Raw genomic sequence first — 24300 nt, 5'->3', positions numbered from 1 at the left:
TATGGGTTCATATGTTCTGAAGCGACTTCTTTTAATGATTCCAACATTGTTCATTATTTTATTGATCAACTTTGTGGTCGTGCAAATTGCACCAGGTGGGCCAGTTGAACAGGCAATTCATGAAATAGAAAGTGGCGTAGGAGCAGGGCGGATATTAGGTACTGAAATGTACTATCAGGGTGCTAAAGGATTAAGCCCCGAAATGGTAGAGCAAATTAAAGCACAATACGGTTTTGACCATCCTCCAGTAGAACGTTTTTTACTGATGTTAAAGGGCTATTTGACTTTGGACTTTGGACAAAGCTTTTTTAAAGATAAATCAGTAGTTGAATTGCTTTGGGAAAAAATGCCTGTGTCGATTTCGCTTGGGCTATGGAGCACTTTGCTGATTTATCTTATTTCAATTCCGCTCGGTATTAAAAAAGCCAAACAACAAGGTTCTTGGTTTGACCGTTCTACTTCACTGTTACTTGTAGTAGGTTATGCGGTGCCAAGTTTTGTCTTTGCTATATTACTTATTGTTTTCTTTGCAGGTGGGTCATATTTTCACTGGTTTCCATTGCAAAACCTCGTGTCAGATAACTTTCATCAATTGAGTTTTTTCGGAAAAATTACGGACTACTTATGGCACATGACGTTGCCGCTTATTACGATGGTTTTAGGTGGTTTTGCGAGCCTAACTTATTTAACTAAGTATTCATTTTTAGAAGAGCTTAATAAACCTTATGTTTTGGCAGCTTATGCAAAAGGTTTAAATAGCCAGCAAGTATTATATAAACATGTATTTCGTAATGCCATTTTAGTGGTTCTTGCTGGATTGCCAGAGGCTTTAGCAGGCATTTTCTTTGTGGGAAATCTTTTTATTGAAATTATTTTTCATCTAGATGGTGTTGGCTTATTAGGCTTTGAAGCAATTGTTCAGCGAGACTATCCGGTTATTTTTGGTGTATTGTTTTTCTTCACGCTTTTTAGCCTGCTTTTACGTCTTATTTGCGATGTGCTGTATCAATGGATTGATCCACGTATTCACTTTGATGCACAAGGAGGCAAATAATGTCTTTTATTGTGCAGTCACGGCTGCAAAAGTTTAGGCAACATAAATTAGGGTGGGCAAGCTTTATCTTGTTTAGCCTCATTTTAGTGATGTCCTTGGGTGCTGAACTCATTGCTAACGACAAACCATTGTTGGTGAAATATGAGGATGCTTATTATTTGCCTGTCGTTAAAACATATCCCGAAACCACTTTTGGTGGTGTGTTTGAAACAGAAGCAGATTATAAAGACCCTGCTGTACAAGAACTTATTAACCATAAAGGTTGGGCGATTTGGCCGCTCATAAAATTTTCTTACCAGACACCTAATTTAGACTTAGCTGTACCTGTGCCATCGCCACCTTCTAAGCAGAACTGGTTAGGAACAGATGACCAAGGGCGAGACGTACTGGCACGTATTCTTTATGGACTTAGAGTTTCATTACTTTTTGGTTTAGTTTTAACAGCTTGTGCAGCACTACTAGGCATTTTTGTGGGGGCTATACAAGGCTACTATGGTGGCCGGGTCGATTTGCTGGGACAACGACTGGTAGAAGTATGGAATGGTTTACCCATGCTGTTTATGGTCATGATTTTGGTCAGCATGTTTACCCCAAATGTATATTGGCTATTTTTTATTATGCTGTTCTTTAGCTGGACCGTACTTGTGGGAATTGTCCGCGCCGAATTTTTAAAAGCGCGTCAACTTGACTATGTCCGTGCTGCTCAGGCTTTGGGTGTAAATGATAGTGGAATTATCTTTAAACACATTTTGCCAAATGCCATAAGCTCTAGCCTGTCGCAATTACCTTTTATTTTGACGACCAATATTATTGCTTTAACCGCACTCGATTTCTTGGGCTATGGCTTACCGCCAGATACAGCTTCTTTAGGTGAATTATTGCTACAAGGTAAAAATAACTTAGACGCACCGTGGTTGGCTTTATCTGGGTTTTTTAGCTTAGCTTTTGTATTGTCATTATTAATTTATATTGGGGAGGCGGCACGTGATGCATTTGACCCAAGAAAATAACTTAAATGTAGATGCTAGATTGCTAAATATAGAAAACCTTTCAATCTCTACGCAAGATCAGCCTTTATTAGAAGGTCTCAATTTACACTTACAAGCTGGTGATACGCTTGCAATTGTAGGTGAGAGTGGTTCAGGTAAAACAATAAGCTGTTTGGCGATGATGGGATTATTACCAGAAAAATTAAAAACATCTGGACGTATTGTTATTGATTCAAAAAATATTTTAGAAACAGATAAAAAGACAAAAACACATATACGTGGCCGCCAAATTGCCATGATTTTTCAGGAGCCTTCCACAGCTTTAAACCCATTACATCGGGTTGAAAAAATTGTAGGTGAACATTTCATTTTACAAGGTTGGTCAAAATCGAAAGCTCAGCAGCAGGTAATTCAATTATTAAAAGACGTAGGAATAGCTAACCCAGAGCAAATTTTAAAGCGTTATCCGCATGAGCTTTCAGGTGGACAAAAGCAAAGGGTCATGATTGCGTCAGCATTGGCACTTCAGCCCAAAATTTTAATTGCAGATGAACCAACCACTGCGCTTGATGTGATTTTACAGTCACAGATTTTAGAGTTGTTAAAGTCTTTACAGAATAAATATGGCATGGCGCTGATTTTAATTAGCCATGATTTGAATGTAGTACGTCGGTATGCCGGCGAGCTTATAGTATTACATAAGGGGCAAGTTGTAGAACAAGGCCAGCTTCAACAGATTTTTGAAAAGCCCACATCAATTTATACCCAGCAATTGTTAGATCATGACCTTGGCTTTGCTGAGCCTCTAGCATCTGGTCAGAAAATTTTATCTGTCCAACAACTCAATGTTAAATATCCAATACGACATGGTTTCTTTAACCGAATTCAGGGTTATACCAAAGCGGTCGAAAATATAAATTTTGAGCTTAAACAAGGTGAAGCATTGGGTGTGGTTGGTGAAAGTGGTTCTGGAAAATCTTCATTGGCTTTAGCTCTGGTTCGATTACTGAAAAGTGAGGGGCAGATTAATTTTCTAGAGCAAGATATAAACCGCCTAGAACAAAAAGCTTTGCGTAAGATCAGGTCAGACTTACAAATTGTATTCCAAGACCCATTTGGTAGCTTAAACCCGCGTATGACAGTAGGGCAGATTATTGCCGAAGGGTTAAAAGTGAAAGCAGTGGCTGATAGCGAGATCAAACAGCAAGTTGAATCTGCTTTGGTAAAAGTTGAGTTGGCTGAAGACTTTCAACATCGCTATCCGCACGAGCTTTCGGGTGGGCAACGTCAACGCGTTGCTCTAGCGCGAGCTTTAGTGGTTCAACCTAAACTTTTAATTTTAGATGAACCAACGTCTGCCTTAGACCGAACCACGCAAAAAGCGATGATTCAATTATTGCGACGTTTACAACAAACAGAGCACCTCAGCTATATTTTTATCAGTCATGATTTAAATGTGGTCAAAGCACTGTGTCATAAAGTGATGGTATTACGACATGCAAAAGTTATGGAATATCAGCTAACTGAACAGTTATTTAATGACCCTAAAACTGAATATACCAAGCAATTAATTATGGCGAGTCTTTAATTTATTTAAATAAGTTTATGTTTTATAAGTATAAATATTATTTAAATTTTTAATGCAAAAAGTTGCATTTCTCTATACTTTTTAAATTTGACATGTGCTATTGTCAGTTATCGATTTTCCCTTGACATGACTTATAACTCATCTAAATTAGAGTAATTACTCTAGAGTATTAAAAGAGGTTAACCATGAGCCAGATTGCACAACCAATCACAATTAGAAATACCACATTTAAAAACCGGATTATTAAAGGGGCAATGAGTGAGGCACTTGCAAACTATGAGGGACAGCCAAATGACTTACATTTGGGCTTGTATGGTGCATGGGCTAAAGGTGGTTTAGGCTGTGCAATTACTGGTAACGTCATGGTCAATTTCGAAGCCAAAAACGAACCAGGCGTGGTTGTGATTGAAACTGAGCGTGACCTAGAGCGTTTAAAAGAATGGTCAGCGGTCGGTAAACAATATGGAATGGTACAGCTCATTCAATTGTCTCACCCAGGCCGTCAGTGCCCTAAAGGCTTAAATAAAGAAACAGTTGCACCTTCGGCAGTTCCTTTTAGTCCAGCTTTAGCGACTATGTTTGGCACTCCACGTGCGCTTACACATGAAGAAATTTTGGATATTATTAAACGCTTTGCAACAGCTGCCAGCATTTGTGAGAAAGCAGGTTTTGAAGGGGTACAGTTACATGGTGCACACGGCTATTTAATTAGCCAGTTTTTATCACCATTAACCAATAAGCGTACAGACCAGTGGGGAGGTTCAGTTGAAAACCGTACTCGCTTTTTACTAGAAGTTTATAAAGCAGTACGTGAAGCAACTTCAGAGAATTTTATTATTTCAGTGAAGCTTAACTCTGCTGACTTCCAGCGCGGTGGTATTAGCGAAGAAGATGTAATTTCGGTATTTAAAGCCGTTGATGAAGCAGGAATTGATTTAATTGAAATTTCAGGTGGTACTTATGAAGCACCTGCAATGGCTGGCGCAAAAGCCGATAAACGTAAAGCAAGTACCATTGCACGTGAAGCATACTTCTTAGATTTCGCTGAAAAAATCCGTCAGCATGTAAAATGTAAACTTATGGTGACAGGTGGCTTCCGTACAGTAGAAGGCATGAATGCTGCTCTGGCAAGTGGTGCATGTGACTTTATTGGTATTGCTCGTCCACTTGCTGTTGAAACAGATTTAACTGACCGTTTAATCGCAGGCCAAGACGTTCGCTACGCCGTAAAACCAATTAAAACAGGTTTACCTTTTGTCGACAAAATGGCGATTATGGAAATTATTTGGTACGCAGCACAATTTAAAGCAATTGGGCAGGGTAAAAAACCAAATCCAAAACTATCGCCTTTAATTGTGTTTTTAAATTACGCGAAGGGCAATATTAAGGCCGTTGTTCAGGGGCGCGTGAATTCACGTAAATCTGCATAAATAAATTACCAAGCAATAGCCCAGTAAGTTTGAAAAGTAGAAGCAGACCATTGACCTTTAATTAGAGCATTTTTAAAGGCAGGTCTGTTTTCTATCTGGGTCAGATAACGCTGTATATGTTTAAACTGGCTGTAATTTGGTGAGCAAGCCAGTAGCGGAAACCACATCAAAATATCAGCAGTAGTAAACTGATCTCCAGCAAACCATAAGTGACGTTCTAAATGTTTATCAATCATACTCATGTGTCGTTCTAATGATTGATTGAGATAGCCTTGATCAAATCCATATTTTAAAAGCTTAGGAACGAAACGGACCAGAAAAGGTGTGCGTTCTGCAATTTGGTGAAAGATTTGTTTGAGTACCAGATCGGGAATGAATGTCGCCTCACAGTAATTTTTCCAATAATAAAAATTTTGAAGTTGTTGGCTTAATAAATTGTTCTGTCCCAGTTGTGGGTATAAATGAGAGAAATAATCTAGGATTGCTGAGGTTTCAGCCAAAATTGAAGTTTGCTCTTGTTCAATAATTTCGAGCGTTGGAAATTTTGATAGTTGATGCGGTGAGTTATTATTTTTGTCTTCATCTGAATGATATTTAGTGATGAGCTCATAGTTGAGTCCTAATTCTTCTAAAAACCAAATAATGCGTTGAGAGCGTGAATTTTGTAAATGAAATAATCGAATTTGCATGTCATGTTCAAATTATAGTTCTGATCTACTTTTAGTATAGGGTAGAATATAGTTTAAGTATAATAAAATATTTATAAATCATAAATTTATAATATTTTATATGAGAAAATAAAAGCCACTGTATTTTTAGACAGTGGCTTTCTTAATGACTGCTATCCCTAGTGAGATCTTACACGGTAAAAAGCTGATGTTTGGTTCTTTTAATTTAGAACGTATAGCTTATACCTAATTGAACAGTACGTGATTCACCAGGATAGGCATATAAATTGAAAGCACTTTCATCATAAACTCTGTCAAAAATGTTCTTCACATCTAAGTTAAGGCGTAATTTTGGCGTTGCCTGATAATAAGACACGAGGTCGGTAACCGCATAGCCTTTCATGATGTAGGTACTATTGGCCGTTTGACCTGCACGTTTATCAATATATTTCTGATTGATACCTAAACCTAACCCTTGTAAAGGCCCATCCTGAAATTCATAGATATTTAAAAGATTAAAACTATTTTTTGGAATGTTGGCTAGAGCTGTTCCTTTTTGCAGGCTATTGTCCTTAGTTACTTCTGCATCTGTATAGACATAGCCGCCAATAATTTTCCAAGCAGGTGTAATTTGTCCTGCAATATTTAACTCTATACCACGGCTACGAACTTTACCTGCTGCTACTTTATAGGCTGAATCAACAGGATCTAGGGTTAAGACATTTTCTTTGTTGGCATAAAAAATAGCAGAATCAATCGATAACATATTATCAAGTGCTTGCCATTTAAAGCCTAACTCGTAAGCTAAACCTTCTTCAGGATCAAACCCGTCTCCATTACGGCTAGCACCAGTGTTTGGCTTAAAAGATTTTGCAGCATTACTGTAGATGGAAAGATCGTCACTGGCTTTATAGACTAAACCTAAACGTGGAATAAAGGCATTGTGGCTGGTATTCCAATTCGCGGTATTAGGTAATAGGTTCTTATAGTCATGCTCATAATGTTCAAAACGTAAGCCTAATAGCGCGCTTAAACGCTCATTTAAATCGACTTGGTCTTGTAAAAAAAGGGCAGTTGTTTTTAAGTTTTCACGGTCATGTGTGGTTACCCGATAAAGCTCAGGCAGAGGCTGCCCTAAAACAGGGTTGTAGATATTAATAGGGTAGCTACCGACATCTCCACTTGAGCGAATAATGTAGGACTTATAATCATAGTTTTCATATTCAAGCCCAGTCACTAAAGTATGGGCTAAACCTAAAAGCTGGAAATTGCCTGTGAGATTAATTTGAGCATCGGTATCTTGCCACTTTAGTTCACGGTAGTTGTAATTTCGACCTAGCGTTTCCCCGTCTTTTTGAATTCCATTTGCTTCTACTGCATAGCCATGTAACTTGCCATTTAAATATTGCACACCAGCATTGAGCTTCCAGTCATTTCCAAGCTCGTGTTCAACTCGTAATTGAGCCATATTGTTGTCATTGTAAAGTCGGTTGTTATCTTTACCCGTTTCCCATAAATAAGTGTCTGGTGAACTAATAAAAGACTTCTGACCTGCATAGCGTGTTTGTCCACGATCAAGCGGATGCTGGTTTCTTAAAATATCGGCTTCGAAGGTAACTTTAGTCGCGTCTGAAGCTTGCCATTGAATGACTGGAGCAATGCCGTAACGTTTAGATTCGACATTGTCGCGATAACTATCGCCACCTTCTGCAATCACATTGAGGCGATAGCCAACGTTTTCTGCATTTGGAATAGTGCCTGTCGTGTCTACAGTGGTGCGATATAAACCTTCACTGTTGAGCTGGGCACCCAAAGTGGTTTGTTGCTCAGACTTTGGTGTTTTAGAAATTAAGTTAAAAGTACCGCCTGGGTCACCACGGCCATACAAGCTAGAAGAGGGGCCACGTAAAACATCTATGCGTTCAATAGTATTACTATCTGGGACATTTGGATAACCACGGTTAATTGGAAATCCGTTTCGATAAAACTCGCCACTGGTAAAGCCACGGAGGTTAAAACCTGTTAAACCTTGACCACCAAAATTATTAGCACGACTAACGCCTCCAGCTAAATCAAGCGCCTCAATTAAACGAGTAGCACCAATATCTTCAATTACTTTTTGGGTGACCACACTGACCGACTGAGGGGTATCTTTTAAAGCAATTTTACTACGTGTAGCACTACTTGAGCTATCAACTTTATACGTTTGATCTGATGCCTGTTGGGCTTTAATTTTAATAGTGGCAAGAGTAGTTGAAGAAGTGTCTGCATCTGGAAAAGCAGAGGAGATACAGCATAGTTGAGCAATGCTCAGGGAGAGGAGGCGAAGCTTAAGATCCATTTAAAACCTTGTTGATAATAAATATCAGTATAAAAATAAGAATTATTATAATGTAACTGTGTGTAAAAGGAATATGGAATCAGTGATAAATTTGCACAAGTGTATTTTATTAAAAAATAAGAAACTTATCTCATGGATAAAATTTGAAGTGAGATAAAATAATTTGAAGCGATGATTCTTTGTAGAAAGAATATGGCGTCCCTACGGGGATTCGAACCCCGGTTACCGCCGTGAAAGGGCGATGTCCTAGGCCTCTAGACGATAGGGACGTTGAGGATGGCGGTATCTTAAGAAGCCGCCACCAAACTGTCAAGGAGGTAAGGTGACAGTTTGTTCAAAATATAGCAAAACAGTTCAGCAGTCTTCTGAGTATCGTACAAAGCAGAGTGTGCTTCTTTACCATCGAACTCAATTCCAGCTTGAATACATGCTTTAGCAAGCACAGTTTGTCCAAACATAACGGCACTTAGCGTAACCGTATCCATGACTGAAAAACTATGGAATGGATTTTGGTTTTTCGTGCTTGTACGTGCAATTGCTGCTTGTAAAAAACCAAGATCAAAATGCGCGTTATGGCCTACAAGTACTGCATGAGTACAATGTTGTTGTTTACGAACTTCATTGACCGATTTAAAAATGCGACGTAAGGCAGTTCGTTCATCCTCAGCCATTGCTATACGCATTGGATTGAATGGATCAATACCAATAAAGTCGAGCGAACGGCGATCGAGGTTAGCCCCTTCAAAAGGGTTAATATGTGCATGAAATGCATGACCAGGGACAAATTGTCCCTGAGCATCATACACAATTGGAATGCACGCGATTTCTAGCAATGCATCTGTCTGGGCATTAAAACCTGCCGTTTCAACATCGACAACAACAGGTAAGAAGCCACGAAAACGTTGGCCAATGACCGGGACAGAATTTTCTTGTGTCACACTTTTCTCCATTGCAGCGTTTTCCCGGCATGCAGCGGGATAATTTTTTGATCATCTAAATAATCAAAAGATTCTGGAACGAGGTTATCTTCTTTAACCAAAGTAATGGTAGAAGTATTACGCGGTAGACCGTAGAAGTCTGCACCAAAATGGCTAGCAAAACCTTCTAGGCGCTCTAATTTACCGACTTGGTCAAATGCTTGTGCATAAAGCTCAATTGCATTTGGTGCACTATAGCAGCCTGCACAGCCACAAGCATTCTCTTTTGCATTTTGTGCATGAGGGGCGCTATCTGTACCTAAGAAAAACTTAGGATTACCGCTTGTCGCCACTTCAAGTAAAGTCGTTTGGTGTGTTTGACGTTTTAAAATTGGTAAGCAGTAAAAGTGCGGTTTAATACCACCAACCAACATATCATTACGGTTAAATAATAAATGCTGAGGAGTGATTGTTGCTGCAACATTACGGTCTTGTTCTAAAACAAAGTGCGCAGCATCACTTGTTGTGATGTGTTCAAGCACAACTTTAAGTTTCGGGAACTGTTTCAATAATGGTGATAATACCTCATCTAGGAAGCGTTTTTCACGATCAAAAATATCTACATGATTGTGAGTCACTTCACCATGAAGCAATAACGGCACTTGATGCTCTTCTAATTGCTCAATAACTGCATAAACTTTGCGAATATCACTCACACCATTGTCTGAGTTTGTGGTCGCACCCGCTGGGTAAAGTTTAATTGCATTTACATGTTCTGATTCTTTAATTTTACGAACTTCATCTGGTGAAGTGTGATCAGTAAAATAAAGCACCATACGAGGGTCAAAATTATTGCCTTCTGGAACATGAGCAAGAATGCGTTCGCGATAAGCTAAAGCTTCTTCTACTGTTTTTACAGGCGGCACAAGGTTAGGCATACAGATCGCGCGAGCGAATTGTTTAGCCAAATCTGGAACAGTACGTTTTAATGCTAAACCATCACGTAAATGTGCATGCCAATCATCTGGCTGGAGCAGGGTAATAGAGTTCAAGGCAGTTCAAACTTCGAAATAAAACAAATGATAATCGATAAAGTGTGAAAATGGTAACGAGAATTACGGACAAATGGCAAAATAAAGCGCAGGGAGCTTTAAAAATTAATGTTATATTTTGTTAACGCGAAATATGTAGGAATCGACTAGTGGCGAATAGGGGAAATGTCCATCAATTACTCAAATCTAAAGAAGAAATCGAGTACTTGGTCACTCTACATACCCATCGTTACGCCAATATGCCTTTACCAACACAACTAGAAAAAAAATTCTGGTGTTTAAATCTTGATCGTACTCGGCAAAATATTTCGAAGTTTCTGGCAAGTGGTGTGCTCACTTATTTAATTTTTATTTTGTTAGCCCTTCCAACCGACTACTTAGTGATAGGCAAGCCTTATATTACTTTGGACTTTGTCCATTGTGTATTAAGTGCTATGAATATTGCATTCGCACTTTTACTATTTTGGATTTTTGCCAGATTCAAAAAACTTTCTGAGCACTTTTATTTTGCGGCCTGCGGCATCGTTTTCTTTAGCATTATTACGAGTGCTATGTTGTTGCTGAGTGTTGGAAATATGGCACTTAAAAATCAGTCGATGTTGCTTCTTTCTTTTTTATATATGCTTGGGTTTATCTTAAGCGGGATCAAACCACTCCATATGCTGTATGTAGGTTTATCCGCAGCAATACTAGTTTTTGTTTTTCTTAATTTATTAAACGTAAATTGTGATTATATCGCGCTGGGTCGTGCTTTATTTGGTACTTGTATTTTAGGTTTTTCAATTAGCACGATGCTCATCTCAAGAGAGCGAAGTCTTTTTTTAAATAACCAACTTGCTGAAATTAATGAGCAGATTTTACGGATAGAAGCATCTGAACTACTGCATTTAAGTCAGCAAGATGCGCTGACTCAAATTTCAAACCGTCGTACCTTTGATGAAATGTTTGATTTCTTCTATTACCGAGCAAATCAAGAGAAACGTCCTTTAGCTGTTTTATTTATTGATATTGATTTTTTTAAAAACTATAACGATTTTTATGGGCATCAGATGGGGGATAAAGTCATCTCATCTATTGCTTCTGCAATTAAAAATTCGATTCGTCATGTCGATTTTGTTGCGCGTTATGGGGGTGAAGAGTTTGTCGTACTATTACCTGAAACACCTGCACAGGGTGCTTATTCAGTGGCAGCAAATATTTATAAAGCCATTGAACGGCAAGCTATTCCTCATGCCGCTTCGTTAGTGTCGAAGTATGTCACTATCAGTTTAGGGTTCACCGTATATACGGGCGGATTAAAGATGGGACAAGATAACTTAATTCATGCAGCGGATCAGGCGTTATATCGGGCAAAGCAACTTGGCCGTAATCAAATTTACTATCAACCGTTACAAGTTGCAGAAATTGCCTAACTTAACTTTAAATATAAAAAAGCCACCTATAGAGGTGGCTTTTTTGACATTATAAGAAAATTATTTTTTCTTACTGTCTAATTGAGGGATTGCAGAACCTTGACCGATTGAAAGCAAGCCAGCATCTGTATAGATACCAAGTTTTGCACGTGTATCGGTAATGTCGAGGTTACGCATAGTCAATTGACCAATACGGTCCATTGGCGTAAACATTGAATCGCCTTTTTCCATAGTTAAACGTTCAGCTTCGTACGTTAAGTTTGGAGATTCAGTGTTCATGATGGTGTAGTCATTACCACGACGAAGTTCAAGCGTCACTTCACCAGTAATCGCTTTAGCAACCCAACGTTGTGCAGTTTCACGCAACATAAGTGCTTGAGAGTCGAACCAACGGCCTTGGTAAAGTAAACGACCTAAACGTAGACCATTAATGCGGTATTGTTCGATTGTATCTTCGTTATGAATACCTGTAACCAAACGCTCGTAAGCAATATGAAGAAGGGCCATACCCGGTGCTTCATAAATACCACGAGATTTCGCTTCGATAATACGGTTTTCGATTTGGTCAGACATACCTAAACCATGGCGACCACCAATACGGTTTGCTTCAAGAATAAGTTCAACCGGATTGTTAAAAGTCTGGCCGTTTAATGCAACTGGTACACCTTCTTCAAAACGTACAGTGACTTCTTCTGGTTTGATTTCAACTTCTTCTTTCCAGAAAGCAACGCCCATAATTGGGTCAACGATTTTGATACCAGCATTTAGGTATTCAAGATCTTTTGCTTCATGAGTCGCGCCCAACATGTTTGAGTCAGTTGAGTACGCTTTTTCTTTTGACATTTTGTAGTCAAAACCGTTGTCGATGAGGAACTGTGACATTTCTGCACGGCCACCAAGCTCATCAATAAAGTTTTGATCTAACCAAGGCTTATAAATTTTAAGATTTGGGTTAGTCAACAAACCATAACGATAGAAACGTTCAATATCGTTACCTTTATAAGTTGAACCGTCACCCCAGATGTTTACGTCATCTTCTTTCATTGCAGTAACGAGCATAGTACCTGTTACTGCACGACCGAGTGGAGTCGTATTGAAATAAGGAACGCCACCTGTACTGATATGGAATGCACCACACTGAATTGCAGCAATACCTTCAAGCGCCAATTGTAAGCGGCAGTCAATTAAGCGAGCTTTTACAGCGCCGTATTGTTCTGCTTTCTTTGGAATTGCATCGTAGTCATCTTCATCTGGCTGGCCTAAATTTGCAGTATATGCATAAGGCTCAGCGCCTTTTTGTTTCATCCACAATAAAGCAGCTGAAGTGTCTAGACCACCGGAGAAGGCAATCCCAACTTTTTTGCCTACTGGTACATGCTGCAAGATAGTTGCATTATCAGTCATTGCTAATCCTAACATTTATGAAAAAGACCCCGTTGAGGTGGTCTCGAGAATTCTGAATGGCGGCTATTGTAGCACTATTCATGGTGCTTTTTTGGCAAAAAAAGCATTAATTCACTTGTTATGATTGGTATTTATTATTTAATAAAATATGGGATTGTCATCTGTATAGGTAGATTGACCATAATCTCAAATAAAAAATAATTCTTGGTCATCCAAAATTATTAAAAAAGTATTAAAGTACTATGCAACAAGTTGCAAAAAACTATTGGGACGCAGCATGACAAGTTACGCCAATTTATTAAAACCATTACATTTAGGCTTTACCACTATTAAAAACCGTGTGGTGATGGGTTCCATGCATACGGGACTTGAAGATCGTTTTTATAATTATCCAAAACTGGCCGCTTATTTTGAAGAGCGTGCAAAAGGTGGGGTTGGCCTGATTGTGACAGGTGGTATTTCTCCGAACCGTCAAGGCTGGTTGGCTCCAGCTGGCGGTACTATGAATAGCTTATTTGATATTCCTCAGCATCGTCTAGTAACGCATGCCGTCCATAAGCATGGTTCAAAAATTTTAATGCAAATTTTGCATGCAGGGCGCTATGGTTATCAGCCATTTGTGGTGTCTTCAACAGCAATTAAATCGCCAATTTCACCATTTAAACCGCGTCAGCTTTCTGAAAAAAATATTCTCAGCACCATTGAAGACTATGCACAGTGTGCCGACATTGCCAAAAAAGCAGGATATGATGGCGTCGAAATTATGGGGTCAGAAGGATATCTGATTAACCAGTTCCTAAGTCGCCATGTAAACCAGCGTACTGACCGTTGGGGCGGTGAAATCGAAAACCGTATGCGTTTTCCGGTTGAAATTGTAAAAGCAATCCGTGCCAAAGTAGGCGAAAAATTTATTATTTGTTTCCGTTTATCGCTACTCGACCTTGTGCATGACGGTAACACCATGCAAGAAGTGGTGATTGTTGCTAAAGCTTTAGAAAAAGCAGGTGTCACTTTATTAAATACGGGTATTGGTTGGCATGAAGCACGTGTACCAACCATTGTAACCTCGGTACCTCGTGCAGCGTTTGTCGATTACACGGCTCATGTAAAACAACATATTTCAATTCCAGTCATTGCATCTAACCGTATTAATATGCCTGAAACTGCCGAAGAGATTTTGGCAACTGGCAAGGCAGACATGATTCAAATGGCTCGTCCTCTATTGGCCGATGCTTTTTGGGTAAATAAAACTGCGACCAATCGTGTTGATGAAATTAATACCTGTATCGCGTGTAACCAAGCCTGCTTAGACCACGCATTTAAAAATAAACGTGTGTCTTGTTTAGTGAACCCGCGTGCGGGCCATGAAACAGAATTAGTCTATTTAAAGACTAAACAGCCAAAACGTATTGCCGTTGTAGGTGGTGGTGTAGCAGGTATGTCTGCTGCAACTGTGGCGGCAAGCCGTGGTCATGCAGTGACTTTGTTTGAAGCCAATAAAGATGTAGGTGGTCAGTTCAATTTTGCCAAGGTTGTACCAGGTAAAGAGGAATTCCACGAGACAATTCGCTACTTTAAAGTACAGCTTCAAAAAACAGGGGTAGATGTACGCTTAAACACTCGTGTAAATCGTGAGCAACTTGAGCGTGAAGGTTTTGACGAAGTTATTGTGGCAACGGGTGTAATACCACGTGCTTTAAAAATTGAAGGAAGTAATTCACCACAAGTTCTTTCCTATGCTCAAGTTTTACAAGGTGCAGAAGTTGGACAAAAAGTTGCAGTGATTGGGGCAGGTGGTATTGGTTTTGATGTATCTGAGTTTTTACTTAAACCACCACATCAGCCACAGCCTCAACCTTTAGCAGAGTGGCAACGTGAATGGGGTGTAGACCCAGATCCGAATTATGTTTCTGAAGGTGGTATGCAGCCACCTGTGGTTGAACCAGCAATACGTGAGATTTATTTACTACAACGTAAAACAACACCTCTCGGTATTGGCCTTGGTAAGACTTCAGGTTGGGTACACCGTGCACAGCTTAAAAAGCATGGCGTGCGTATGTTACGTGGTGTGCAATATAAAGCAGTCACTGATGAAGGGCTTTGGATTGAGCACAATGGTCAAGATCAGCTTTTACGCGTAGATACGGTCGTGGTGTGTGCAGGTCAAGAGTCGGTAAAAGACTTGATGCCAAAAGAAGGTGAGTCGACTATAGCGAACTACCATATTATTGGTGGAGCAAAGCTCGCAGCAGAGCTAGATGCGAAGCGTGCGATCAAAGAAGGAGCAGAATTAGCTGCTCGATTGTAAAATTGATGAAACAATATGCACTTGAACACAAAGCGATGATATTTTTCTTGAATAAAATGAATAAGCTTTGTATTCTTACGCACATGGAAGCGTGGCAGAGCGGTTTAATGCACCGGTCTTGAAAACCGACGAGGGTGTGAGTCCTCCGTGAGTTCGAATCTCACCGCTTCCGCCAAAATTCTGAATAAGCCCTTGTTTTTACAAGGGCTTATTTTTTACTTGTTATTTTACCCCTCATCCTACCCCACATTAAAACTTGGATTGGAATAGCCAAAATAAGAATAATTCAGATGGCTTTGGATAATCGATAAATTGAGTTTAAGTTATTTCATAGAGAATAAACTCATATATAAATGTACTGCACAGCTAGGGTTGGCTATAAGTATTGGGGGGCTAATAATTAGCTTTGCTGTTTTTTAATTGAGATATTTGCAAATTATCTTGATAAGAAATAGTAATGCTGACAGTTATAGTTGAAGTCATTATGGGGGTTTTATAGTGAACTTTAAAGCTTCAGAACATCCTACTATCAATATAATAGTACATGGCCTTTTGGTGGCGGTAATCGGCTTTTTATAGCACTATCTTCGTCAATCGTAGAAGGTTGGGGTTTTTCGGAGTTGGATAATAGGAGAAGCCTAAGCTAAATGAAGATATCTAATAGATAGGAATATTTGAGTATTTTAGACTCCCAATTAACCTGAAGAAAATAGCCCAAGCGAAGAGTTGCCTAACTTAAATCAGAATAAGTTTTTGTCTAAGGTAAAACTATTGTACCCAAATCTATTACATGGGCTTAATCTTACGTGATTGTTTCAATTTGCAGGAAGCATAGCTCAGCCCAGTAGATTGACCTACAAAACTAAACAGCTGGGTTTTATCAGGAGGCTTTACATCATGCCGCACGGCAAGCCTTTGGCAGGAGGATGGGCAAGAGGGGTTGGATATTGTGGAAGAGTTATATACTGATGAGTTGAGGTCTGAACAGCATCATCAATCCAATGAGTCCGTCCATGTTCAGGATATTCAGAAAAATCTGCTTTTAAAATATGGTGGTCAGTTGGTTAATCGTCAACATATGAACCGAAGCTTTAATCATGGTTTGATAAGTTGAAAAATGCAGCAAAGGAATTAGAAAGTAAGGGGAAGAAGTTTTTATCCCCCTACTTTAACGATTATAAAGTTGTCAAAAATATTCTTTAATTAGATTTTTAATCCAATCAACAAACTTAAAGCCTGAAAAGCTATGGGCAAGGAGTCTAAATACATTGGAATATATTTTTAGCACTTCCAACTTCATTTCTGCTTGTGTTTGCAGGCTAACTTTATTTTGTTTTTTTGGATTATTCTTGCGTTTATTTTTGATTCGGCGTTTTGACATGATAGGTCTCTTAAATAAGATGATCAGTCAACACGTTCAGAAGTCATAAACATAGAAAGTCCTCCAAACGTGTCATTAAATACGTTTGGACATTAAGCAAAGCCTTCAAGCTGAGATAGATAGGTTTTTCTTGATTGTAAAGTTACGGATAACTATGAAAATAAGAGGTAGAAAAATAGATTCTATAGATCGAATCATGTTGCAAATTGGAGTTATAGTTGCTTTTTGAATTACTTTAAGAGCCATTAGTAAAAGAAAGTTTTCTAAGGCAATAAGCTTTTTTCTATCTTTAACCAATTGACTATCTGGCAATTCATTAAGTAGCTTAGAGAATCCTTTGTTGCGTATAAATAATTTTAAACATGTGAATTTTTTGGTTATATCAAGAAATTTTGAATTTAACTCACTGCTATTGCCATAGATAGAAAAGTTACTAATTGCAGAATTTATAATTTCTTGTAGTAGAGCTTTATGTGGGGTTTTATCGATGGGTGGCTGAACGTTATAAGTAAGTTGCACTCGTGGAGGCCTTATTCTTTGGAGTTTTCTCAATTTTTGCTCCTTTAAAAATTGATTATTGATATATAAACAAAAAAGTTGTATCAGTCAATTTTACAATTTTTTATAGCTGAAGTTGTGCTTCAGATTCATTTAACTGCCCCTTAAATAGTGAGATGTAAATTTTTAACTGAGATATCGCTACAGCTTGTAGCTCATCTAAGATGAGAGCATCTAGGTCCAATGTTGATATCTGTTCATAAGCTTCTTGTTCTAGTTCACTTTTAAGTAGGTTATGAAATTGGCTAGAAAGAAATTTAAAGAAATCATTTCCAAAGTAACTGGCCAAATGATTCATTGATTCTTGGTAGTGTTGGGTTAAAAGTTTATTTTTGTCTTGCTCGACTTTAATGCGTTGTTGGGTTTGGTTTAATTGGGTCTTTAATAGCTTCAGTTCCTCTGTTAATTGCTGGTTTTTTCTTTTTTCATCTTTTAAATCAAATTGATTGTTATTTACTAGGTCGTATAGACAATTTTCCAATGTGCCTAATTGATTGTTGATTGTTAATTTTTCAAGGTGCTTAAGTAAATTTCGATCCAAATAGATCTGTTTTTTTATTCGATTCTTTTTTGTATTTTGACGATTAAATTTAAAAATTCGGAAATTCTTTTTGAGCTGATCGAAAGTCGTTTCTGATAACTGTATCGATATCGTACCTACTTGAGGAAAGTTATCAATAGTGCCTATTTCAGAGATCGGCGGAATGACTTGAATTTCGGAAATGATTCTCTCATTGTCTCCATTACTTAGCAGCAGAGAAGTGAATCTAATTAGTCTATTTAGTGTTAACTCTTCTGATAAAAACTCTATTTTTAAATTTTCCTCTTTTCCAAGCCATGCTTGTAACGACATTTTTTTGTTGGCCATGATAATGTTAAAAATTCTTTAATTGAATAACATTAATATAATATTAATAAAAAATTTAGTAAACATTAATATTTCATTAAATAAACGTTAATATATGAAATTTTTTAAAAACTAGTATGTTTTTGTGCCTATCATGTCCTATGTTATAGTTAATAGGTACTCTTATACTCAATAAAACAAATATGAATAAAGATCAGAATCTTGTTCAACTATGGTTGATCATAAAATCTATATATGAACTAAAATGTCGTCTTTCTGCATATGGTTTCTGGGTTTTTATTCGCTTTATACAGCTGTATGGAAATCAAAAAAGTGACAATGTTTCACTTGAGGTTTTGGCGCAACTGATAGGGGTACAACATAAAAAACTACGCATTGTTCTAGACGAGTTGGAACAGAATAAATTACTCATCATCACTTATCCGTACAGTGGAAGATTGACGCGTGTAAGACAAATTAGAGTAAGAATGGAGGACGCAACCTACAAAATGTATGAGTCCATTTTGAATGGAGATGATAGAGGAAAGGTCGAAATTAAAAGACTTAAAAAAATGTTTCCTTTATTTGCGCTTATGCAGCAACTTTTCAAACATGCTCGAACGATCTTAATTACTAATAAAAGAGAAGGTGACCAGCAACCTGGGTTAGATTTCAGGTCATTCCTTGTACTATTTACTTTGCTTAGATACAGCAATAGATTCGGAGTCGTGCTTGGTTGTGGTACATCAGAAATTGGACAGACAACGGGTCTAAAAAAACAATCGATTTATCAAAGCCTAAACAAGCTTATGAAAATGGGGTTGATTCAAAGTAGAGCTGAAGGAAATATACGTAGTCCGTTTATTGACTTTGAGGCTCCGATCTACAGTTTGAATCTGTCGCATGCGCTTTTTGAGGATCAAAAAATTTTTGGTAATTTTTATATTATTGAGTATCCAGAACAACATCTTTTTGAAGTAGACAAACTTGTTAGGGTGAGGGAATTAATTCATGAACTATTGTCTACTGGAAGTGATAAGGTCCAGCTTGATTCTCAGATTAGGGAAATACTCAAACAACAACCAGAAAGTTTACTTTCGGGTACTAAACAACGCCAACACAATTATCCATTTTGTTATTACGATGTTTTTAATATTGCTGAAAGTGCAAGTTATGAAAGTGTGCAAACATCGTTATTGAAGCAAATCATTCATTCCTTAGTCAGATTTGACCAATTACCAGAAGCTTTTCTAAGATTCCTGAAATATGATGAATTGGGACAAAATAAGAATCAAGTTGCTGAATCTTATTTTAAAAAGAGTACAGGGTTGTTACAAAGTTATTTAGAACAGCATTGTAGTCAAATCTTTTCTGATGATAACCAGCTTGCAAATCAGTTGCGAAAATCACCACGTCCTCTTTTACAACTTTTTCCATCAAAAACCGTACTCTTTGGTAGTAGGTATTTACGTTTGGAGCATTTTCTGGTTGATACAAATACATCATTGCTGAGTTTTGTAGCTGAAAATTTCTTAGAAGAAATGGGTACACCATTGACAGATGATGCAGTCAAAACAAATTCTGCAACTGAGATCGTTGAACCATCACGTGACGAGATCGAACGATATTTTGAAGATATAATTTTGTGGGAACTTGATTTAATTGCACTTAATCAAATTTATTTTTACCTCAGAATGTCAGAAGCAGAGCAAATAGCCCAATATGGGCGACTACATATACAACCAGACTTTAGAATTATTCCACGCAGTCAAGAGCAAGTTAGATATAGCTGCATATTCGAACGTATGGGTGGTCTTAAAGTTAATCACTATTATCTTGGTACATTGAAAGTATCTGAGTCTGATACAAATGAGAAGGGCGTTAGTTTTGAATATACTAAAATTGATCCAACGGATGAAGAGTTAAAGGTATTTGGGTTGCGCTTTTAAGAGTTATCAAGTAGTGCGCTGTATTTCCTATTTCGGTGAGTTAGCGTTGAGCAAGTTTAGACTCAATCCACTCATTAATTTCAAAGGCGGACCAGCCAACGCGGTTTGTGGTTAGCCGAACCTGTTTAGGGAAAGTAGAATCATAGTATTCTGATTTAGGATCCAACAAATTGTAAATAGTGGCACGACTTAGACCAGTAAATTCTATCACTTGTTTAATATTGATGATTTTGTTCATCACAAAGGTTGTTTGAGTTAAAGTCGCATTCATGGTTTATTCCTGTTGAGAAATACGTGCGTTAGTGCACATACCATGGGCAACCCAATAAAAAATAACTTACAGCTTCAAATCCTTGTGATTTGAAAATAAGGCAGATGTTTGCTGCCATATTTCCAATAGTTGTGTGCGTAACTTTAGCTTACCCAATTTTTAAGATATTCTCGGTAAAAGGAACATCCTTTTATCCAAGATATTCGGATATCCGAGTAATTCAACAGGCATGTCTTAGTGGGTTATTTATATTATTCCTACTACTATCTACGATTATTTATCTACTTTCTGTATATATCAGATATCAACTCATAGTAATGCTATCAGCTTACTTACCCATGGCTTATGTCTGTATAGGGTAATGACTACTCTGGTAGTGACAAGACTATCAGAGAGTAGGTGTATAAGAGTGTTAGTGTTATAGAGAGCAGTGGGTAGTGACTCAGTACAATTAAAAAAATATGCATGACGACATAGCTATGATGTTTAACTCATAGGACTAACACATGCAAACTGAAGCAAAGACATTGCTGCGAATTGAAAAATTTATTATAGCAACTGGAGAGTTACCTTTTGACCAGAGGATGAATCCTGAAAGGCTGAAACAAGTCATTCGGGAATGTTGTCAGATCATTCCCGCCTTTAAGCAGATATACCGAAACGATTTACACTATGCTCACTTCATTACTGAGTTCAAACGGTATGTCGTGGACTATATAGACCGGTTACGTCAGTTCAAGGGATATTCATTGGATGATCTTGAGAATTGTGAAGAAGGTTATGGGATTATTCTGGCGCTTTATCATGTTTATAACAGTTTTAGTTTCAGTGAGAAAAATGCTTATAGACGGCAGGAGAAACGAAATGCGTATAGTTTGGGGCACTATGTGAAGAGTCTGATTGAGCACTATAGCCGTTTACTGTTTGTTCGTGTTGATTTGAAGTATGAGAAGAATCATCCTAAGGAAGTGACTATCTCAGATGTTTATGCACATCTAGCAATATTATGTAATCGCCTTTCCAATGCTGATGGTTGTTTTAAGCATTTGCAGGGACATGCCTGGGCTTTAGAACAGGGTGAGCAGGAGGGCGGTTATCATATTCATTTACTTCTCATCTATGATTATTCGAAGATTGACAATGACAAGCATCAAGGGAAGCTTGTTGGTGAAGAGTGGATTAATATTACAGATGGTTGTGGTGCCTATTTCAATCTGCATGATCCAAAATATCGAGAGAAATATATTAAAAGTGGAACGGATGGTTTGGGGTTAGTCAGTCGAGATGATCCTCAAAAAGTGAAGAATGCGATCAATGTTGCTTTATATCTCACTCGACCTAGTAAGTATCTGCAACGATTGCGGGTCAAGGCATCTTTATCTGCAAATACCTTCAATAAGGGGCTTTATGTTCGTAGTTATCGTCGTGGTCTGAATTTTGATGTTGAGTTTAATTTAGATGATTATAACTGGAAGGGGCGTTAGAGCCTGTCATATCTGAAACCGTCGGGTCAAAAGGTGGCCTGGCGGTTTTGAAAATTCAATTATTTTTTATTGAGTTGTATGTCCTATGTGATTAAGCATGATTGAGTAGGACAATGAACATGACAGGCTTTAGCTTAACTTATCTTGAACATCAGACAGCTCCACGTTTTGAGCATGATATTCATCAAATGTATCAAAGGATTCGTTTTAAACAAGGCGGAGATTTTGACTCCAAATTCTGGTTTGACCGTTTATTCGCTTACTTTCATGACTGGAGTTTATTATGCATGCGGATGGAGTTTTATTCAGGGATTTGGATTGAATCTTTTAGACGGTGTTATTTTGCCAGTCGTAGTGAGCTTCCTGCGCCTTACACCAATCAGATGGACTTTGAGCAATATAAAGCCAGACTGATTGAATTGATTTTAACCAAGCTAGTTAAGATTTTTAGTTTGCCAGCCATATTGGAAGAAATTAAAAAGAAAAATGATCAGCACAGAAAAACAGTAGAGAGGTATCAGGAGGAGTATGATGAAGCAACAGAGCACTATTATAACCTTAACAAGATCAACCTGTTTTTAGGTTATCAGCCAGAATATGCGAACAATATTTCCATTATCGAGTTGAATGAGCATATTCGGAGCTTGATAAAATATCTGCATAATCCCAAGTATTATCCGATTGATTACCTGTTTCAATATCAATGGGTAATTCGTTTGCCGAATACCAATGAATATGGCGTATTATTTTCAATGACACTGAATGGAAATATATATTCTGATGTGTCGGTGATGATTCAAATGATCATACAAAGCTGGATTTGGGCCACACAACGGCAGGGGATGGGAATTAATCTGGAAACGGAGGATGCTCAGAAAAATCATCCATTGGCATTTATGTTTGGAGAGTTTGATGATCAAAATGATCTGGAGTCATTACTGCAACGAGATGTTGTGAGTACGACTGAGGATTCGATTAATGTCAGAGTCTGGCCAATTGCCTTTAAACACTTTATTGCTCGAGCAGCTAAACGTTAGGACAATAGTTTTTCTGTACTTTTTATCATTTCACTTTTGATGTTTGTACTCAGAAAAAATCTTTTTTCAATTGATCAAGTATTTAAAGTGTGGGGTAATTCTTATTTTTGGATGGGCTGCGAGATGTGCGTATGTAGAAGCTCAGTTAGCCTAAGTCATAGAGTAAAGCCCTAGATGGGCTTTACTCAGAGAATCTTTTATCGACTTAAAATATCTGAAATCTTTTCTTTTATTAAACTATTAGATTTACCTAACTTAATCATTTATAGATACGAATCGCATGTGTAATGGATTGGCTTTGGGAATGAGGAATGAAGTAAGGATGTCGGAAACTGTATCAAGTTCGGGAAAGTACTTCTTCATGGTCACTCCTTTCTTATAGACCACGTAGATAATATCTATATAAATTCAAAGCAAATACAGGAACAGATTTTTTAAAAAATAAGTAAATACAATCTGCTTGTAAAAGACTAAATTAATTTTTATAAAAATAAATCAGCTAGAAGGAGATTCTTTTCGAAAAGAATCAGGTGTCGTTCCCATCCAACGCTTAAACATATTTATAAAAGCTGAGGTGTTAGCGTAACCTAAATTTAATGAAATAGTTTTGATAGATTGTCCTGTTTCAAGCATAGGTAACGATTTGAAAATTTTTAAACGTTGTCTCCATTCGGTAAGGGACATTCCAAGCTCTTTATCACAGTAACGTGCTAAAGTCCTTTCTGTTAAATTTGCCATACGGGCTAAATCCGATAAATGTGAATTATCTTCTGGATGAAGGTATAAATAATTTAGAATAATTGAAAGCCCTGTATGTTCAGAAGTTGGTAGAAAAATATCTACTTTTTTTAGTATTTCTAATTGATCAAGTGTAACTTGCAATAATCTAGTTTGTTGGATTAAACAGGGTACTCGGGGGGGAGAGTTTTTTAACTCAGTTAAAATTACTCTTAAAAGGGGAGTAGTCATTAAAACACAAGCATCAGAGGGTAATGATTTACAAAGATCAGGTTCTAAAAATATTGAAGAATGCATTGTGACATCACGATTTAGTCCTCTATGTTCAACATTTGGAGGCAACCAGATTCCATAAGGTGGAGGAGCTAAAAAATGAATTTTAGGTAATTTAATTTCCATTGCCCCTTCAAATGAATAAACAAACTCTCCCCAGTCGTGATGATGTTGAGGGTATGTTGCATCAGCTGGCATGCTTGCGAGATGAAACCAAATTGGAGCTGGAAGTGAGTCGGTAAAGGGAACACTTCTAAAAATCTTTGGTTCATATTTCTTACTTTTCATGATTTAAACCTTAAAAAAGATTAACCTCATTCTTTAAAAATGACACATTCTAATTTGCCCATTTTTTATTAGTATATAAGAAATGATCTCAATAATTCCATAAAGTATATCTTTTTATATATATAATTTGATTGAGAATTTTGTTATTAAATTTTTTATATAAAATATAATAATTTTTTTTGAAAAATTAATATTAATAAATTTTTAAAAATATTTTAATTAAGGTAATTAAATGTATTTTTAATAATTAATAAATATAATTAGGAAAATAATTTTTTATATTAAGAGATATTTCTATAATTTTTTTATTC

19 protein-coding genes and 2 tRNA genes are annotated in these 24300 nt (G+C 37.4%); 10 read left to right on the top strand and 11 right to left on the bottom strand.

Translation table 11 applies throughout. From position 1 onward, the window contains the following. Position 1: 1 nt before the first annotated feature. The 4 genes from ACG59Z_RS16390 (at position 2) to ACG59Z_RS16375 (ending at position 5061) form a co-directional block, all read left to right on the top strand. A complete protein-coding gene (locus tag ACG59Z_RS16390) occupies positions 2–1054 on the top strand; it encodes a microcin C ABC transporter permease YejB (RefSeq protein WP_400200363.1) in 1053 nt (350 codons plus the stop codon). Next, entirely contained in the window at positions 1054–2064 is a 1011-nt protein-coding gene (locus ACG59Z_RS16385) for an ABC transporter permease (RefSeq protein WP_400200361.1), read from the top strand. The genes ACG59Z_RS16390 and ACG59Z_RS16385 overlap by 1 nt, the downstream gene beginning before the upstream one ends. After that, a complete protein-coding gene (locus tag ACG59Z_RS16380) occupies positions 2042–3631 on the top strand; it encodes an ABC transporter ATP-binding protein (RefSeq protein WP_400200398.1) in 1590 nt (529 codons plus the stop codon). Before ACG59Z_RS16385 ends, ACG59Z_RS16380 begins: the two co-directional genes overlap by 23 nt. A gap of 185 nt (positions 3632–3816) precedes the next feature. Then, on the top strand, positions 3817–5061 hold the full coding sequence (locus ACG59Z_RS16375; protein WP_400200359.1) for an NADH:flavin oxidoreductase/NADH oxidase family protein: 1245 nt from the start codon (positions 3817–3819) through the stop codon (positions 5059–5061). 5 nt (positions 5062–5066) lie between these two features. On the opposite strand, the gene ACG59Z_RS16370 is transcribed toward ACG59Z_RS16375, so the two are convergent. The 5 genes from ACG59Z_RS16370 to pyrC all read right to left on the bottom strand — a co-directional run bounded on the left by ACG59Z_RS16370 (position 5067) and on the right by pyrC (position 10039). Next, positions 5067–5750, bottom strand: a complete 684-nt coding sequence (locus ACG59Z_RS16370) for a glutathione S-transferase N-terminal domain-containing protein (RefSeq protein WP_400200357.1) — start codon at positions 5748–5750, stop codon at positions 5067–5069. Positions 5751–5955: 205 nt separating this feature from the next. Next, positions 5956–8070, bottom strand: a complete 2115-nt coding sequence (locus ACG59Z_RS16365) for a TonB-dependent siderophore receptor (RefSeq protein WP_400200355.1) — start codon at positions 8068–8070, stop codon at positions 5956–5958. A 193-nt stretch (positions 8071–8263) separates the two neighbouring features. Beyond that, positions 8264–8339: transfer RNA gene (locus ACG59Z_RS16360), tRNA-Glu, on the bottom strand. A gap of 18 nt (positions 8340–8357) precedes the next feature. Beyond that, entirely contained in the window at positions 8358–9020 is a 663-nt protein-coding gene (rnt, locus tag ACG59Z_RS16355) for a ribonuclease T (protein WP_400200353.1), read from the bottom strand. Continuing rightward, positions 9005–10039 (bottom strand): dihydroorotase, encoded by a 1035-nt coding sequence (gene pyrC / locus ACG59Z_RS16350; RefSeq protein WP_087606784.1) that lies wholly within the window; start codon positions 10037–10039, stop codon positions 9005–9007. Before pyrC ends, rnt begins: the two co-directional genes overlap by 16 nt. Positions 10040–10188: 149 nt before the next feature. Here pyrC and ACG59Z_RS16345 point away from each other — a divergent pair, with 149 nt between their 5' ends. Continuing rightward, positions 10189–11451, top strand: a complete 1263-nt coding sequence (locus tag ACG59Z_RS16345; RefSeq protein ID WP_263613217.1) for a diguanylate cyclase — start codon at positions 10189–10191, stop codon at positions 11449–11451. 60 nt (positions 11452–11511) lie between these two features. On the opposite strand, the gene argG is transcribed toward ACG59Z_RS16345, so the two are convergent. After that, on the bottom strand, positions 11512–12870 hold the full coding sequence (gene argG / locus ACG59Z_RS16340; protein ID WP_086496291.1) for an argininosuccinate synthase: 1359 nt from the start codon (positions 12868–12870) through the stop codon (positions 11512–11514). A 262-nt stretch (positions 12871–13132) separates the two neighbouring features. Here argG and ACG59Z_RS16335 point away from each other — a divergent pair, with 262 nt between their 5' ends. After that, the gene (locus ACG59Z_RS16335; RefSeq protein ID WP_400200349.1) at positions 13133–15163 is read left to right on the top strand and encodes an FAD-dependent oxidoreductase; all 2031 of its coding nucleotides are present in this window, start codon (positions 13133–13135) and stop codon (positions 15161–15163) included. Positions 15164–15248: 85 nt separating this feature from the next. After that, positions 15249–15338, top strand: a tRNA-Ser gene (locus ACG59Z_RS16330). Positions 15339–16349: 1011 nt separating this feature from the next. On the opposite strand, the gene ACG59Z_RS16325 is transcribed toward ACG59Z_RS16330, so the two are convergent. The 3 genes from ACG59Z_RS16325 to ACG59Z_RS16315 all read right to left on the bottom strand — a co-directional run bounded on the left by ACG59Z_RS16325 (position 16350) and on the right by ACG59Z_RS16315 (position 17955). Further along, the gene (locus tag ACG59Z_RS16325; protein WP_400200348.1) at positions 16350–16544 is read right to left on the bottom strand and encodes a hypothetical protein; all 195 of its coding nucleotides are present in this window, start codon (positions 16542–16544) and stop codon (positions 16350–16352) included. 105 nt (positions 16545–16649) lie between these two features. Further along, positions 16650–17063, bottom strand: coding sequence for a hypothetical protein (locus tag ACG59Z_RS16320; RefSeq protein WP_272393751.1), 414 nt, complete (start codon positions 17061–17063; stop codon positions 16650–16652). Positions 17064–17166: 103 nt separating this feature from the next. Beyond that, on the bottom strand, positions 17167–17955 hold the full coding sequence (locus ACG59Z_RS16315; RefSeq protein WP_400200345.1) for a hypothetical protein: 789 nt from the start codon (positions 17953–17955) through the stop codon (positions 17167–17169). 197 nt (positions 17956–18152) lie between these two features. On the opposite strand from ACG59Z_RS16315, the gene ACG59Z_RS16310 reads away from it, so the two are divergent. Further along, positions 18153–19898 carry a hypothetical protein gene (locus tag ACG59Z_RS16310; RefSeq protein ID WP_400200344.1) on the top strand — a complete coding sequence of 582 codons (1746 nt, stop codon included), beginning with the start codon at positions 18153–18155 and terminating at the stop codon, positions 19896–19898. A gap of 40 nt (positions 19899–19938) precedes the next feature. Here ACG59Z_RS16310 and ACG59Z_RS16305 read toward each other — a convergent pair whose 3' ends face one another. Continuing rightward, positions 19939–20169 carry a helix-turn-helix transcriptional regulator gene (locus ACG59Z_RS16305; RefSeq protein WP_400200342.1) on the bottom strand — a complete coding sequence of 77 codons (231 nt, stop codon included), beginning with the start codon at positions 20167–20169 and terminating at the stop codon, positions 19939–19941. Between the two features lie 506 nt (positions 20170–20675). Between ACG59Z_RS16305 and ACG59Z_RS16300 the strand changes: the two genes are divergently transcribed. Continuing rightward, a complete protein-coding gene (locus ACG59Z_RS16300) occupies positions 20676–21653 on the top strand; it encodes an inovirus-type Gp2 protein (protein WP_136512827.1) in 978 nt (325 codons plus the stop codon). Between the two features lie 119 nt (positions 21654–21772). Continuing rightward, on the top strand, positions 21773–22690 hold the full coding sequence (locus ACG59Z_RS16295) for a hypothetical protein (RefSeq protein ID WP_400200340.1): 918 nt from the start codon (positions 21773–21775) through the stop codon (positions 22688–22690). A gap of 495 nt (positions 22691–23185) precedes the next feature. Here ACG59Z_RS16295 and ACG59Z_RS16290 read toward each other — a convergent pair whose 3' ends face one another. Next, the gene (locus ACG59Z_RS16290; RefSeq protein WP_400200339.1) at positions 23186–23989 is read right to left on the bottom strand and encodes an AraC family transcriptional regulator; all 804 of its coding nucleotides are present in this window, start codon (positions 23987–23989) and stop codon (positions 23186–23188) included. Positions 23990–24300: the final 311 nt, after the last annotated feature.

Origin of the sequence: Acinetobacter sp. ABJ_C1_1 (genome assembly GCF_044684115.1) — a bacterium.
Lineage (GTDB): Bacteria > Pseudomonadota > Gammaproteobacteria > Pseudomonadales > Moraxellaceae > Acinetobacter > Acinetobacter nosocomialis_A.
Note: the sequence above shows the minus strand (reverse complement) of the source record. Positions and strands in the feature narration are given on the sequence as shown.

Bases quoted from the DNA above. Each gene is read 5' to 3' on its own strand.
- ACG59Z_RS16390 (WP_400200363.1), top strand. From the start codon at position 2: ATGGGTTCATATGTTCTGAAGCGACTTCTTTTAATGATTCCAACATTG.
- ACG59Z_RS16385 (WP_400200361.1), top strand. From the start codon at position 1,054: ATGTCTTTTATTGTGCAGTCACGGCTGCAAAAGTTTAGGCAACATAAA.
- ACG59Z_RS16380 (WP_400200398.1), top strand. From the start codon at position 2,042: ATGCATTTGACCCAAGAAAATAACTTAAATGTAGATGCTAGATTGCTA.
- ACG59Z_RS16375 (WP_400200359.1), top strand. From the start codon at position 3,817: ATGAGCCAGATTGCACAACCAATCACAATTAGAAATACCACATTTAAA.
- ACG59Z_RS16370 (WP_400200357.1), bottom strand. From the start codon at position 5,750: ATGCAAATTCGATTATTTCATTTACAAAATTCACGCTCTCAACGCATT.
- ACG59Z_RS16365 (WP_400200355.1), bottom strand. From the start codon at position 8,070: ATGGATCTTAAGCTTCGCCTCCTCTCCCTGAGCATTGCTCAACTATGC.
- rnt (WP_400200353.1), bottom strand. From the start codon at position 9,020: ATGGAGAAAAGTGTGACACAAGAAAATTCTGTCCCGGTCATTGGCCAA.
- argG (WP_086496291.1), bottom strand. From the start codon at position 12,870: ATGTTAGGATTAGCAATGACTGATAATGCAACTATCTTGCAGCATGTA.
- ACG59Z_RS16335 (WP_400200349.1), top strand. From the start codon at position 13,133: ATGACAAGTTACGCCAATTTATTAAAACCATTACATTTAGGCTTTACC.
- ACG59Z_RS16325 (WP_400200348.1), bottom strand. From the start codon at position 16,544: ATGTCAAAACGCCGAATCAAAAATAAACGCAAGAATAATCCAAAAAAA.
- ACG59Z_RS16315 (WP_400200345.1), bottom strand. From the start codon at position 17,955: ATGTCGTTACAAGCATGGCTTGGAAAAGAGGAAAATTTAAAAATAGAG.
- ACG59Z_RS16310 (WP_400200344.1), top strand. From the start codon at position 18,153: ATGAATAAAGATCAGAATCTTGTTCAACTATGGTTGATCATAAAATCT.
- ACG59Z_RS16305 (WP_400200342.1), bottom strand. From the start codon at position 20,169: ATGAATGCGACTTTAACTCAAACAACCTTTGTGATGAACAAAATCATC.
- ACG59Z_RS16300 (WP_136512827.1), top strand. From the start codon at position 20,676: ATGCAAACTGAAGCAAAGACATTGCTGCGAATTGAAAAATTTATTATA.
- ACG59Z_RS16295 (WP_400200340.1), top strand. From the start codon at position 21,773: ATGACAGGCTTTAGCTTAACTTATCTTGAACATCAGACAGCTCCACGT.
- ACG59Z_RS16290 (WP_400200339.1), bottom strand. From the start codon at position 23,989: ATGAAAAGTAAGAAATATGAACCAAAGATTTTTAGAAGTGTTCCCTTT.